The following is a 13347-nucleotide window of genomic DNA, read 5'->3' on the forward strand; positions in this document are numbered from 1 at the left end:
CAGGGTTGCAGGGTCAGGCGCGTCCCGCCTGGTGCTCCTCTTCGGCCAACAGCATGGGTTCGTCTTCCGGCGCGAGGTCCTGATCCTTGTTCAGCAGGATCTTCAGCCAGAACGGGATCAGCACCAGCCCGACGATGATGCAAACCCAGCTGATGACATCGCCGCCCTGCGGTGGCGGGAAGAGCAGCCGGCCGACGCCCACGAGCAGGGCGAACAATGACGCACCCGTGATCGCGACCGCCCAGAGCTGCTTGCCCAGCGCGCGCATGGCCGTTGCGCTGCTCACGCCGCAGAGCGCGGTCGCTCGCGGCCACCGCCCCAATGGCCGGACGCGCTGATAGAAGCGCTTGAGCACCGCGTCGTCGGTTTCCGGGGTGATGAAAGTCACCAGGATCGCCGCCGTGGTGGTCACCAGCGCCATGATGCCGAGGCGAATCCACTCCTGCTCCGGGTCGGTCCCCAGGTAGTACAGCAGGATCGGCGCGGTGATCAGCGACACGCCCATCGCCGTCAATTCCGAATAGAGGTTGATGCGCTCCCACAGCCAGCGCAACACCAGCACCGATCCCATACCGGCGCCGAACAGCAGCGAGATGAACCAGGCGGTCTGGATCGAACCCAGGTTGGCCATGATGATCATCGCGATGACCAGGATGAGCACGTTGGATAGCCGGGCGACGATCACCAGCTCGCGATCCCTGGGCTTGCGCTTGAGCAGGTGGGGCGCGACCACACCGCCATATACGTCGTTGCTCCAGTAGGACGCACCCCAGTTGAGATGGGTGTCGACGGTCGAGGCCAGAGCCGCCAGCAGCCCCACCAGCATCAGGCCCGAAAATCCTGGCGGGAGCAGGTCTTCGATGCCCTGCACGAAAAGCGCTTCGCGGCCGGCGGTGAAGCCGTCGCTGCCCATGTCCGCCGGGGTGAACGGATAGAGCACCAGCAGGCCGATCGCGATCGCCAGCCAGAACAGGCTGCGCAGCAGGATCTGCAACCAGGCGAACACCACGCAGGCGATGCGGGCTTGCCGATCGGTCGTACAGGCCATGCTGCGCTGCGCCAGGTAACCCGTTCCATCGGAATTCATCTGAAAGAACCATTGCAAGCCGATGATCACCAGGAACGGCAGCAGGGCTTCGCCCGCATTGGACGGCGGCGAGAAGGACAGCATCTTCGTCGCCTGCTCCATGCCGTACAGCTCGACCACACGCTCGGTCAGCCCACCGAGACCGCCGGCCGCATCCACCACGAACCAGGCGTACGCGAGGGTACCGACCATCGCCAGCGAGAACTGCACCACGTCGGTGTCGATCACCGCCCGCAAGCCGCCGGTGATCGAATACATCGCGGTGAACGCGAGGATGAGCAGGATCGAGATGAGGTTGTTGGCGGTCAGCACCTGTGGTTCGAGCCCGGTTATGCTCTCGCCGAGCTGCATGCCCGTGCTGGTGACGAAGGCGACGATGGGGTCGTACAGACCCGCCGGCAGCCACAGGTGCCAGGGCAGGAATACCTCGGCGATCCGAATCGCTGCGACCAGCACCATCGCCAGCACCACACAGTTGATGACCGTGCCGTAATAGACCGCCTTGAGCAGCCGCAACGGCGTGACACCCTTGCCGCTGTAGCGCACCCGCGTGAACTCGGCATCGGTCAACACGCCGGCGCGCCGCCAGCCGACGGCGAAGACGAAGGCCATCAGCAGAAACGCGAGCCCGTAGATCCACAATCGCCACAGCGCGAACACGCCCGCGGTGGCAACGAGGCCGGTGACCAGCAAAGGCGTGTCGGCGGCGAACTGGGTAGCGGCCATCGAAAAGCCGGCACGCCAGCCTTTGATGGTGCGGCCCGCGAGGAAATACTCCTGCAGACTCTCGGACGCCTTGCTGCGCGACCGCAAACCCGACACAAGCCCGTAGAGGACGAACAACAGAACGATGAGTAGATCCAACATCTTGTTATTCCTGTCGTTGGAAGGTTCTCTTCGTCAGAGCGCGCAAACGCCAGAAATATGCAACGAGTGGACGAATGGTCGCGCCGCGCAAACCCGCCGTCTTGAGCGGCCTCGAGCCAGGCCGATCAACCGATGAACCAGCACCTGCGCATCGAGCGCCTCGACCCGCTGCACAAGCCGCTGCTGGCCAGGTTCTACCGAGCCAACGGCGGGCGCCTGCGCGGGGTTTCGGGTGGCAGTTACTGGGTGGCTCGCGAGGTGGCGCTGGTCGGCGCCCTGACGCTTTCGCCCGTTGCGGGCGGAACATGGCTCACCGGCCTGCTGGTTGCGCCCGAGGCACGCGGCCGTGGGATCGGCAGCAGCCTGGTGCGCCAGGCGACCGCGGGAACCGGCGGCCCTGTCTGGCTCTTTTGCGAGCCGACGCTATTGGATTTCTATGCACCGCTTGGCTTCGAATGCGCAACCGACCTGCCCGCCGAGCTGAGCGCGCGGCTGGTACGCTACCGCGCCAGCAAACGGCTGATCGCGCTCGGCTACGCGCACCGGAACGAGGATTCGAATCGATGAACCGCCCTATCCTGCACATCGTCATTGCCTGCCTGTACGACCGAAACGGCCAGGTACTGGTCGTGCGCAAACGCGGGACGCGCTACTTCATGTTGCCGGGCGGCAAGGTAGAGGGCGCCGAGACGCCGCTCGCGACGCTGGCTCGCGAGCTGCACGAGGAACTGGGAATGCACATCGAGGCAGAGGCGTTCGATGAACTTGGCGAATTCGAAGCGCCGGCGGCAAACGAGCCGGGCCACTGGGTCATGGCCAAGGCCTTCATCGCACCACTGCATCAGACTGTCGAGCCGCTCGCCGAAATCGAAGAGCTCGCCTGGCTCGATCCGCATGCACCGACGCCCAGCTATCCGCTGGCGCCACTGCTCCGCGAACAGCTCTTACCGCAGCTGCGAGCCGTTCCGGCGCTTGCTGACGCTTGATTCAAGGCGAGATGGGATCGCTCGCGGGAAAGGTCTCCTCGAGCGCTTCGTCAAGCTGCTCGTCTTCGGAGTCGGGTGAGGGTTGCTCGATTTCGTCGGCCTTGTCGCCGGAGCTGCCGCCATCTTTTTCGCCGTCGCCAGCCATGCTGCGTCCTCCAATGGATTGCCCATTAGGCCTGGCTGAGCGTGAGAGGTTCGGCGAATGGCAAGGGACAGGGCAAAAAATAAAGGGGCGGGATTAGCCCGCCCCTTCTTCCCTGCTTCCCTGTTGTTTCCTGCTTCATCGTCCTGATGAACCGCTGTCCTTGCGGTGTCCTGGCCGGCTTCCTGCTGGCCCGTGCTGCGTCCTGAGCACGGAAGCGATATTAATCGCACCGCCGACCGCCGCAACCGGCGAAAATTCCTTTCATAACTGTGATGAGATTTTTCAGGCCGATGAAATGCCTTATTTTTCAATAAATTATTGAATAGCGAAGCGCCAAATGGCGACCGGACGGGTCATGTGCGATGGCTTGGCTGACAGCGCTTGTAAGCAAATGCTTACGAGCCGAGAGGAAAAGATTGAGACCGGGCGAAATAGGTACGGCCCGCCATTGCGACGGGCCGTTGGGTATTACTGGAAGAGCGCATCACCCGACAGGCCATTGCGCTCGAAAATCTCGCGCAGGCGCTTGAGCGCCTCGACCTGAATCTGGCGTACTCGCTCGCGCGTGAGGCCGATGTCTTGGCCCACCTCCTCCAGCGTGCAGCTCTCATGGCCACGCAGCCCGAACCGACGGATGACCACGTCGCGCTGCTTTTCGGTGAGTTCCAGCAGCCACTGATCGATGCTCTGTGCGAGGTCATCGTCGAGCAGCAGATCGCAGGGGTCGGAGGGCTTCTCGTCGGTCAGCGTGTCGAGCAGCGTCTTGTCGGAATCAGGGCCCAAGGCGATGTCGACGGAGGTCACGCGCTCGTTCAGGCCGAGCATGCGCTTGACGTCGCCGACCGGCTTTTCCAGCAGATTGGCGATTTCTTCGGGGCTCGGTTCGTGGTCGAGTTTCTGCGTCAACTCCCGTGCGGCGCGCAGGTAGACATTCAACTCTTTCACGACATGGATGGGCAGGCGAATGGTGCGCGTCTGATTCATGATCGCCCGCTCGATCGTCTGCCTGATCCACCAGGTGGCGTAGGTGGAAAAACGGAAGCCGCGCTCCGGATCGAACTTCTCGACCGCGCGAATCAGGCCCAGGTTGCCCTCTTCGATCAGATCGAGCAGCGACAGGCCACGGTTGACGTATCGCCGGGCGATCTTGACCACCAGGCGCAGGTTGCTTTCGATCATGCGCCGGCGGCCGGCAGGGTCACCCTTCTGCGCGAGACGGGCGAAATGCACTTCTTCGGCAGGGGTCAGGAGGGGGGAAAATCCGATTTCGTTGAGATACAACTGAGTCGCGTCGAGCGCCCGGTTGTAGTCAATGTGCTTGTGCTGCTTCGATACCGACGACCTGGACTGCGTGCCCTTCGTTGAAGATGGGCTGTTTTCAGCGGTGTTATCGAAGGCGATGTCCGGTTCCAGAAGGAGTACGTCATCGTCTACGTCAAACTCCGGCGCTTCTTTTTTGAGAGCCATTATTGTTGTCCCGTGCTGAGTTCGACCACAGCTCGGCGCACCCGCCTTGGCGTCGCCAGAGCCTTTCCTAATGGCTGGCGCGGGAGCTTGGAAAGTCAGCGACGGGGAAGGTATTGCTGAGGATCCACGGGTTTTCCTTGGCGGCGAATCTCGAAATGCAGCTTCACCCGGTCGGTTCCCGTCGATCCCATCTCTGCAATGGTTTGCCCGGCTTTGACCTTTTGACCCTCTCGCACCAGCAACCTTCGGTTATGACCGTAGGCGCTTACATAAGTGTCGCTGTGCTTGATGATCACCAACTCGCCATACCCACGCAGGCCACTACCGGCGTACACCACGGTCCCATCAGAGGCAGCCAAAACAGGCTGTCCCAATTCCCCAGCGATATCAATGCCTTTATTCAAACTACCGTTTGACGAAAATCGGCCGATAACCGCACCGTTCGCAGGCCATGCCCAACCGCTGGCCGAACGCTCCACAGGCTGGATCTTGATCGGCGTTGCCGGTGGCTGCGGCTCGGGCGGGCGCGTCACCAGCGGCGGTCGATCCGGAACGGTCGCAACCTGCACCGCTGGCTCGGTGGGCTTGACCGCCGGCGCGGGAACAGGCGCTCGGCCCGGTGCGGGCGTGGCGCGACGGCTATTGCCGAACACGATACGTTGGCCGGGATGAATGACGTACGGCGCCGAGATGCCGTTGTGCTGGGCCAGCGCTCGCCAATCCCAGCCGAACCGAATGGCGATGGACGATAGCGTATCGCCGCGACGCACTAGGTAGCTGCCCTCGGAGACGGGTGCGCGCTGGTTGCGATCGACCACCGGAACGCCACCGGGCGGCGGCGTCGCACAGCCGGCGAGCAACAGACCGAGGACCGCCGCGCAAAGCCATGCCGGGCCGAACGCGCTACGAATTTGCCGCTGATTGGCCATGCGCTTCAATCGCCACTCCACCGCCTGAAGGATTCGCAAGGACGTCACACGCTCTCGGCGACAAGTGACTGCCGCTTGGCGAACCACTCGAGGCCAACCACCAGCAACACCCCGGCCAGCGCCATCGCGATTGCCAGGAGCAACTGCGGATCCTCGCCCGCGTAGGCCGCATAACCGGCCGGGGAAAGGTTCTGCTGAAGCAGCGGCGCGCGTTCGCCATGCGCGTCGAGCTGCCAGGTCAGGGTCTCTTTCCAGGGCCACACCTTGTTCAGTGAGCCGAGCATGAGCCCGGTGAGCAGTGCCAGCGTAAGATCGCGCCAGCGCTGCAATAACCAGCCGAGCAGGCGCGCGAAGCTGAGGATGCCGACCAGGCAACCGCTGGCGAAGACGACGAGGACCGCCAGGTCGAGACCTTTCACGGCCGCCAGCACGGTCGGATACAGACCCAGCAAGACCAGAATGAAGCTGCCGGAAATCCCGGGCAGGATCATCGCGCAGATGGCGATGGCGCCGGCAAGGAACAGGCTCCAGGCGCTGTCGCTCCACTGCATCGGCGCGGCGACGGTGACCCAGTAGGCGATGGCCACGCCTGCGACGAATGCAACGAGGCGCGAAGGCCCCCAGTGCGACACGTCTCGGCGAATCAGATGGACCGAGACCAGAATGAGGCCGAAGAAGAACGACCACACCGGAATCGGATGCGCCTCGAGCAGGTAGCTGATCAGCTTCGCCAGGCTGAACACGCTGGTCAGGATCCCGGCGAACAGAATCAGCAGGAAGTTGGCGTTGGCCGTGTTCCAGGCTTGAGCGACGCGGCCGCGCAACAGCTGGGTGGCTGCGACCGGAATCGCGGCGATCGAGCGCAGCAGCTCGTCGTAGATGCCGGTGATGAAGGCGACGGTCCCGCCCGATACACCGGGGACGACGTCGGCCGCGCCCATGGCGAGGCCCTTGGCGTAAAGCATGAAGGGGTTGTTCATGGATCCTTCCGGAAAGTCAGATGACGGGGCCATTCAAAAGCGGCACGAAGCGGACGCTATCGAGCACATGGCGCGAAAAGCCCTCGTCTTCCCGGATGATCAGCATGAGCTGCTGGACCTCACCGGCGCCTACCGGAATGACCAGGCGTCCACCGGGTGCAAGCTGGTCGAGCAGTGCCTGGGGCACGTCCGCCGCCGCTGCCGTGACGATGATTCCGTTGTAGGGTGCCAGGGCGGGCCAGCCCTCCCAGCCGTCGCCCCAGCGAAAGACCACGTTGCGCAGTTTGAGTTCGGCCAGCCGCTCTTTGGCGCGGTCCTGCAGTACCTGGATGCGCTCGACCGAAAAGACCCGCTCGACCAGTTGCGCCAGCACGGCCGTCTGGTAGCCCGAGCCGGTGCCGATCTCCAGCACCTTGTCCAGCGGACCGTCAGCAAGCAGCAGCTCGCTCATGCGCGCGACCATGAAGGGTTGCGAAATCGTCTGGTTGTGGCCGATCGGCAAGGCGGTGTCTTCGTATGCCCGGTGGGCCAGCGCCTCGTCGACGAACAGGTGGCGAGGCGTGCGGCGAATCACCTCGAGGACGTGCGGGTTGGAGAGGCCCTCTTCGTACAGCCGCTGGATGAGCCTGTCCCGCGTGCGCTGGGAGGTCATGCCGGTACCGTGGCGAAGCCGGTCATCATGGCCGCGATGAATCACAGCAGGCCCTCCATCCAGCGGTCGAGTCCCTTGAAGGCTTCATGAAAGGTGCGATCGAGCTGCAGCGGGGTGATGGACACATAGCCCTGCATGACAGCGTGAAAGTCGGTGCCGGGACCGCCGTCCTCCGCGTCGCCTGCCGCGGAGATCCAGTAGCCTTCCTTGCCGCGGGGATTGGCCTGCTTTACCGGCGGACGGGCGCGTCGGCGGTGGCCCAGACGCGTCAGCTGGATGCCGCGGATATGGTCGAGCGGCAGGTTGGGAACGTTGACGCTGAGCACCGTGCGCTCCGGCAGATCGAGACGATCCTGCGCCTCGATCAAGGTGCGTGCGATGCGGGCCGCGGTCGGCAGATGCTCCGGCGAGCGGGAAACGAGCGAGAACGCGAAAGCGGGACGACCGGTGAAGCGCCCCTCGATCGCCGCCGCCACGGTGCCGGAATACAAAACGTCGTCGCCCAGGTTGGCGCCAAGGTTGATGCCCGAGACGACCGCGTCGGGAACCGGATCCAGCAAGCCGTTCAGGCCCAGGTGGACGCAATCGGTCGGCGAGCCGTTGAGGCCGATGAAGCCGTTCGGCAAGACCACCGGATGCAGCGGGCGGTCGAGCGTCAGTGCGCTGCTGGCGCCGCTCATGTCCTGGATGGGCGCAACGACGGTGCACTCGGCGTAATCCGCGAGCGCGTCATGCAGCGCGGCGAGCCCGGGTGCATACACCCCGTCGTCGTTGGCGATCAAAATACGCATCAGATATCCGTCTGTCCTGCCAGGCTGACCAGTTCACGGACCACGGCGGTGGCGAAACACCCGGTCGGCAGGACGAATTCCAGTTGCAGAATGTCAGGCGCCGGATAATGCCACGACAATCCCTTGATGGGGAGGCGGAGGATACGCCGTTCGTGCGCCAGACCCGCTCCGGCTAGCCAAACGGCAAGCTCGGTTTCGGCCGCGACGATCCGCTGCTCCAAGGCGTGCACCTGGTCCGTAGCCGGCGATGCGCCAGCGCCCCATAGCGGCCCGGTCGGGTGCACATCCAGCTGTGCCAGCCGCGGGTCGGCGCACTGCTCGGGACCGGCGGGGAAGAAGCTTCGGCTGTCGGTGAACGACAGCAGGTCGCCGACCTGCGCAACGGCCCAGGTCCCGGCCGCGACCCGCTCGGCCAGCACCCGGTTGAACAGGTAGCTGCGCGCGGCCGAGAGCGTGCGGGAGCGAAGGTTGCGCTGTGCGGGCAGCTCGCCGCGCTGGGCAAACTGACGGGCCTGCTCCAGGTTGCCGCCCGCGTGACCGAAGCGCTGCGGTCCGAAGTAGTTGGGTACGCCCGCCTCGGCCAGGCGTTGCAGGCGTGCATCCAGCGCGGCGCGATCGGCGTGCAGCGAGGTCAATCGCAACCTGAAGCCGTTCGCCGAGTGCGCACCGCGCTGGAGCTTTCGCGAATGGCGGCGCTGTTGCAGCACGGCGAGGGTTTCGTCCTGCGCACGACCGAAATCGGGGTCGGCCTTGCCGGGCAGATGCAGGCTGAACCATTGGCGTGTCAGCGCCTGACGATCCTTGAGCCCGGCATAGCTGATCGCACGCAGGGGCACACCAGCCGCTTTCGCCAACCGTCTGGCGGCCTCCTCGGTATTGAGGTTGCGCTTTTCCACCCATAGCCACAGGTGCTCCCCCTGCCCCGAGAGCGGAATCTCGAGCACTTCGTCCACCTGGAAATCCTCGGCGGTCGCCTTGAGCACGGCGTGGCCGAGCGGTGCGCCGTGGGCGGTCGGTCCGAGCAGCTCGTTCTCGGTCATCGCGCGATCAGCAAGGCAACCGCATGCACCGCGATGCCCTCCTCGCGCCCGACGAAACCGAGCTTCTCGGTAGTCGTCGCCTTGACGTTCACCTGACTGAGTTCCACCTGCAGATCCGCGGCGATGCAGCCGCGCATGGCTTCGATGTGCGGCGCCATCTTCGGCGCCTGGGCAACGATGGTGGCGTCCACGTTACCGACGCACCAACCCTCTGCCTGCACGAGTTCGACGACGTGCCGCAGAAGCGCACGGCTGTCGGCGCCCTTGAAGCGCGGATCGGTATCCGGGAAGTGCTTGCCGATGTCGCCAAGGGCCGCCGCCCCGAGCAGCGCGTCGCTCAAGGCATGCAGCAGAACGTCACCGTCCGAATGGGCAACCAGCCCGCGAGAATGGGCGATATGAATCCCGCCCAGCGTGATGAAGTCACCTTCGCCGAAGCGATGAACGTCATAGCCATGACCGATGCGCATACTGACTCCTGCTCGTTGAGGCCGCGCATTCTACAGGAGCGACCGATGCCCGCGTCCGGGTCGTGAATCGCCGATCGACGCTGGCGATCCGCACTATTAACCGAATCGATCCTGTATCGTCGCGAGGCGATATAAGGTTCGCCTCGACACGATGAAGGCCAACGATGACCGACTCCCTCGATGCCGTTCTCAAAGCCCTGGCGCATCCCGTGCGGCGAGACATTCTGCGCTGGCTGAAAGAGCCCGCCCGCTGGTTCGCTGACCAGGAGCATCCACTGGACATCGGCGTCTGTGCCGGACAGATCGAGCGACGCTGCAAGCTGTCGCAATCTACCGTGTCGGCGCACCTGGCCACCTTGCAGCGTGCCGGCCTGGTCAGCAGCCGCAAGGTCGGCCAATGGCATTTTTTCAAGCGCGACGAGGCGGCGATCCAGGCGCTGGTACGCCACCTCGCCGACCATCTCTGACGAGCGAACCCCGTTTCGATAAGGAGCGACACCCCATGACCACCCTGTTCGACCCCATCACGATTGGCGATCTCGAGCTGCCCAACCGCATCATCATGGCGCCGCTGACCCGTTGCCGAGCCGAACCCGGACGCGTGCCCGGCGACCTCATGGTCGAGTACTACACCCAGCGGGCGGATGCCGGGCTGATCATCAGCGAGGCGACGTCGGTCACCCCGATGGGCGTGGGCTACCCCGACACGCCCGGCATCTGGTCCGCCGAACAGGTCCAGGGCTGGAGGAAGATCACCGACGCGGTCCACGCCAAGGGCGGCAAGATCGTTCTGCAGCTGTGGCATGTCGGCCGCATTTCCGACCCGATCTACCTCGACGGCGCGCTGCCCGTCGCGCCCAGCGCCCTCAAGCCGGCCGGCCACGTCAGCCTGGTCCGCCCGATGAAGGACTACGAAACACCCCGCGCACTGGAAACCCACGAGATCCCCGGCATCGTCGAGGCCTATCGCAAAGGCGCGGAGAATGCCAAGGAAGCCGGCTTCGACGGCGTGGAGATTCACGGCGCCAATGGCTACCTGCTCGACCAGTTCCTGCAGGACAGCACCAACCGGCGCACCGACCTGTACGGTGGCTCGCTGGAAAACCGCGCACGGCTTCTGCTCGAAGTGACCGATGCGGCCGTCTCTGTCTGGGGCGCAGGCCGGGTCGGCGTTCACCTCGCACCGCGCGCCGATTCGCACGACATGGGTGATTCCAACCGACCGGAAACCTTCGGCTACGTGGCACGCGAACTGGGCAAGCGCGGCATTGCCTTCATCTGCACCCGCGAGAAGGCCGGCGAAGACAGCCTGGGGCCGCAGCTCAAGCAGCAATTCGGCGGCGTCTACATCGCTAACGAACGCTTCACCAGGGAGCAGGCCAATGCCTGGCTGGCCGAAGGCAAGGCCGACGCCGTGGCATTCGGCATTCCGTACATCGCCAACCCTGACCTGGTCGAGCGTCTACGCCAGGATGCGCCGCTCAACGAGCCCCGGCCGGAGCTGTTCTACGCCAAGGGCGCCCAGGGCTATACCGATTATCCGTCGCTCTAGCTCCCAGCGATGGAAGGCCCGACCGGTTTCCCGGCCGGGCCTTTTTTGTTTCTGCGCCGAGCAGTCAGGTGCACCCCGCGATCGCTGTCAGCATCAATCGATGATCCAAGCGCGCCGTCGCGGACGGGCAGCAGCGCAGGGTGGAAAACCGCGAAGCGTTTTCCACGCGTGTCGTTGTGTCATGCGCCAGCCATCGGCCCAACCGCACGCGTGGATGAGGCTGCGCCGTCATCCACCCTACGCCTTCAAGGCCTCGGCGTGATGGCGCAGGTGGTCCTCGATGAAGCTGGCGATGAAGAAATAACTGTGGTCGTAGCCGGGCTGCATGCGCAGGGTCAGCGGATGCCCGGCGGCCTGTGCGGCGGATTCGAGCGCCTCAGGCTTGAGCTGGCTGCTCAGGAAATCGTCTCGGTCGCCTTGGTCGACCAGGATCGGCAAGCGCTCGGGCGCATCGGCGATGAGCGCGCAGGCGTCCCACTCGCGCCATTTCGAACGGTCTTCGCCGAGATAGCGGCTGAAAGCCTTCTCGCCCCACGGACATTCCGTCGGGTGGGTGATGGGTGCGAAAGCCGATACCGACCGATAGCGCCCCGGATTGCGCAAGGCGCAGACCAGCGCGCCGTGGCCGCCCATGGAATGCCCGGCGATGCCGCGGCGATCGGATACCGGGAAGCTCGCCTCGATCAGCGCCGGCAATTCCTGCACCACGTAGTCGTGCATGCGGTAATGCCGCGTCCAGGGCTCCTGGGTCGCGTTCACGTAGAAGCCGGCACCAAGGCCGAAATCCCAGGCGCCGTCGGGATCGTCCGGCACGCCTTCGCCGCGCGGACTGGTATCCGGCGCAACGATGATCAGCCCCAGCTCGGCCGCGGCGCGGAAGGCGCCGGCCTTCTGCATGAAGTTCTCGTCCGTGCAGGTCAGGCCCGACAACCAGTAGAGCACCGGCAGCGTTTCGCCCTGCTCGGCCTGCGGCGGCAGGTAGACGGCGAAGACCATGTCGCAATTGAGTGACGTCGAGCGATGGCGATAGCGCTTGTGCCAGCCGCCGAAGCTTTTCTGGCAGGAAAGGTTTTCAAGGGTCATAGGCAGGCCTCACGTAGGGTGGAAACCGCGAAGTGTTTTCCACCAATCGAGGCGGATAAGCCGCCCGGCGACGGCGTTATCCACCCTACTGGTCAGAAATGGATGACGGTGCGGATGCTCTTGCCTTCGTGCATCAGATCGAACGCCTGGTTGATGTCCTCCAGCCCCATGGTGTGGGTGATGAAGGTATCCAGCGGGATGTCGCCCTTCTGCGCCTTTTCCACATAGCTCGGCAGCTCGGTGCGGCCCTTGACGCCACCGAAGGCCGAGCCGCGCCAGACGCGCCCGGTGACCAGCTGGAACGGCCGGGTGCTGATTTCCTGGCCGGCGGGCGCCACGCCGATGATGGTCGATTCGCCCCAGCCCTTGTGGCAGCACTCCAGCGCCGCCCGCATCAGCTGTACGTTGCCGACGCACTCGAAGCTGTAATCCACGCCGCCATCGGTCATCTCGACGATGACCTCCTGGATCGGCTTGTCGTGGTCCTTCGGGTTGACGAAATCGGTCGCGCCCAGCTCCTCGGCGATGGCGAACTTGGACGGGTTGATGTCGATCGCGATGATGCGGCTGGCCTTGGCCATCTTGGCGCCGATGATCGCCGCCAGACCGATGCCGCCGAGACCGAAGATGGCGACAGTCGCACCCTCTTCCACCTTGGCGGTGTTGAGCACCGCGCCGATGCCGGTGGTGACCCCGCAGCCGAGCAGGCAGACCTTCTCCAGCGGCGCCTCGGTCGGAATCTTGGCTACCGACACCTCGGGCAGCACGGTGTATTCGGAGAAGGTCGAGGTGCCCATGTAGTGGTAGACCGGCTCACCGTTGTAGGAGAACCGCGTGGTGCCGTCCGGCATCAGGCCCTTGCCCTGGGTCGCGCGCACCGAGCTGCACAGGTTGGTCTTGCCGGATTTGCAGAATTTGCACTGGCGGCATTCGGCCGTGTACAGCGGGATCACGTGGTCGCCCACCGCCACCGAGGTGACGCCCTCGCCGACCGCCTCGACGATACCGCCACCCTCGTGGCCGAGGATGCAGGGGAATACGCCTTCGGAATCCTGCCCGGAGAGCGTGTAGGCATCGGTATGGCACACGCCGGTCGCGACGATGCGGACCAGTACCTCGCCGGCCTTCGGCGGCGCCACGTCCACCTCGACGATCTGCAACGGTTGATTGGGGCCGAAGGCGACGGCAGCGCGCGACTTGATCATGGCGGGACTCCAGGCAGAGAACGTGAAGCAGCGAGTGTAATTCAGCGCCAGGCAGGGATAATCACCACCCAGGTAATAGATTGGTGCCACACA

Annotated in this window: 15 protein-coding genes; 4 read left to right on the top strand and 11 right to left on the bottom strand. The window is 64.6% G+C overall.

The window, feature by feature from the left end; translation table 11 throughout:
* Positions 1-13: 13 nt before the first annotated feature.
* Entirely contained in the window at positions 14-1954 is a 1941-nt protein-coding gene (locus tag D7325_RS10875) for a sodium:solute symporter family protein (protein WP_120995603.1), read from the bottom strand.
* 132 nt (positions 1955-2086) lie between these two features.
* Here D7325_RS10875 and D7325_RS19280 point away from each other — a divergent pair, with 132 nt between their 5' ends.
* Both D7325_RS19280 and D7325_RS19285 read left to right on the top strand, forming a co-directional pair.
* Complete coding sequence (locus tag D7325_RS19280) at positions 2087-2521, top strand: GNAT family N-acetyltransferase (protein WP_245962067.1); 435 nt, start codon at positions 2087-2089, stop codon at positions 2519-2521.
* Positions 2518-2940 (top strand): NUDIX hydrolase, encoded by a 423-nt coding sequence (locus D7325_RS19285; RefSeq protein ID WP_245962068.1) that lies wholly within the window; start codon positions 2518-2520, stop codon positions 2938-2940. Before D7325_RS19280 ends, D7325_RS19285 begins: the two co-directional genes overlap by 4 nt.
* A 1-nt stretch (position 2941) precedes the next feature.
* Here the strand turns inward: D7325_RS19285 and D7325_RS19085 are convergent, their stop codons facing one another.
* The 8 genes from D7325_RS19085 to ispF form a co-directional block, all read right to left on the bottom strand.
* Entirely contained in the window at positions 2942-3085 is a 144-nt protein-coding gene (locus tag D7325_RS19085) for a hypothetical protein (RefSeq protein ID WP_162988039.1), read from the bottom strand.
* Between the two features lie 468 nt (positions 3086-3553).
* A complete protein-coding gene (gene rpoS / locus D7325_RS10885; protein WP_120995604.1) occupies positions 3554-4552 on the bottom strand; it encodes an RNA polymerase sigma factor RpoS in 999 nt (332 codons plus the stop codon).
* A 95-nt stretch (positions 4553-4647) separates the two neighbouring features.
* Positions 4648-5481, bottom strand: a complete 834-nt coding sequence (locus D7325_RS10890) for a peptidoglycan DD-metalloendopeptidase family protein (RefSeq protein WP_120996118.1) — start codon at positions 5479-5481, stop codon at positions 4648-4650.
* Positions 5482-5525: 44 nt separating this feature from the next.
* Entirely contained in the window at positions 5526-6461 is a 936-nt protein-coding gene (locus tag D7325_RS10895) for a polyprenyl-phosphate transporter (protein WP_120995605.1), read from the bottom strand.
* A 16-nt stretch (positions 6462-6477) separates the two neighbouring features.
* Positions 6478-7113, bottom strand: a complete 636-nt coding sequence (locus D7325_RS10900) for a protein-L-isoaspartate(D-aspartate) O-methyltransferase (protein ID WP_120996120.1) — start codon at positions 7111-7113, stop codon at positions 6478-6480.
* 41 nt (positions 7114-7154) lie between these two features.
* Positions 7155-7904: a 5'/3'-nucleotidase SurE gene (surE, locus tag D7325_RS10905; RefSeq protein WP_120995606.1), complete on the bottom strand. Its 750-nt coding sequence runs from the start codon at positions 7902-7904 to the stop codon at positions 7155-7157.
* Entirely contained in the window at positions 7904-8944 is a 1041-nt protein-coding gene (gene truD, locus D7325_RS10910; RefSeq protein WP_120995607.1) for a tRNA pseudouridine(13) synthase TruD, read from the bottom strand. Before truD ends, surE begins: the two co-directional genes overlap by 1 nt.
* Complete coding sequence (ispF, locus tag D7325_RS10915; protein WP_120995608.1) at positions 8941-9414, bottom strand: 2-C-methyl-D-erythritol 2,4-cyclodiphosphate synthase; 474 nt, start codon at positions 9412-9414, stop codon at positions 8941-8943. The genes truD and ispF overlap by 4 nt, the downstream gene beginning before the upstream one ends.
* Before the next feature lie 164 nt (positions 9415-9578).
* Here ispF and D7325_RS10920 point away from each other — a divergent pair, with 164 nt between their 5' ends.
* Positions 9579-9881: an ArsR/SmtB family transcription factor gene (locus tag D7325_RS10920; RefSeq protein ID WP_120995609.1), complete on the top strand. Its 303-nt coding sequence runs from the start codon at positions 9579-9581 to the stop codon at positions 9879-9881.
* Between the two features lie 35 nt (positions 9882-9916).
* On the top strand, positions 9917-10966 hold the full coding sequence (locus D7325_RS10925; RefSeq protein ID WP_120995610.1) for an alkene reductase: 1050 nt from the start codon (positions 9917-9919) through the stop codon (positions 10964-10966).
* Between the two features lie 237 nt (positions 10967-11203).
* On the opposite strand, the gene fghA is transcribed toward D7325_RS10925, so the two are convergent.
* Both fghA and D7325_RS10935 read right to left on the bottom strand, forming a co-directional pair.
* Complete coding sequence (gene fghA / locus D7325_RS10930) at positions 11204-12049, bottom strand: S-formylglutathione hydrolase (protein WP_120995611.1); 846 nt, start codon at positions 12047-12049, stop codon at positions 11204-11206.
* 92 nt (positions 12050-12141) lie between these two features.
* The gene (locus D7325_RS10935; protein ID WP_120995612.1) at positions 12142-13254 is read right to left on the bottom strand and encodes an S-(hydroxymethyl)glutathione dehydrogenase/class III alcohol dehydrogenase; all 1113 of its coding nucleotides are present in this window, start codon (positions 13252-13254) and stop codon (positions 12142-12144) included.
* Between the last annotated feature and the right edge of the window lie 93 nt (positions 13255-13347).

Origin of the sequence: Stutzerimonas urumqiensis (assembly GCF_003640395.1) — a bacterium.
Classification (GTDB): domain Bacteria; phylum Pseudomonadota; class Gammaproteobacteria; order Pseudomonadales; family Pseudomonadaceae; genus Stutzerimonas; species Stutzerimonas urumqiensis.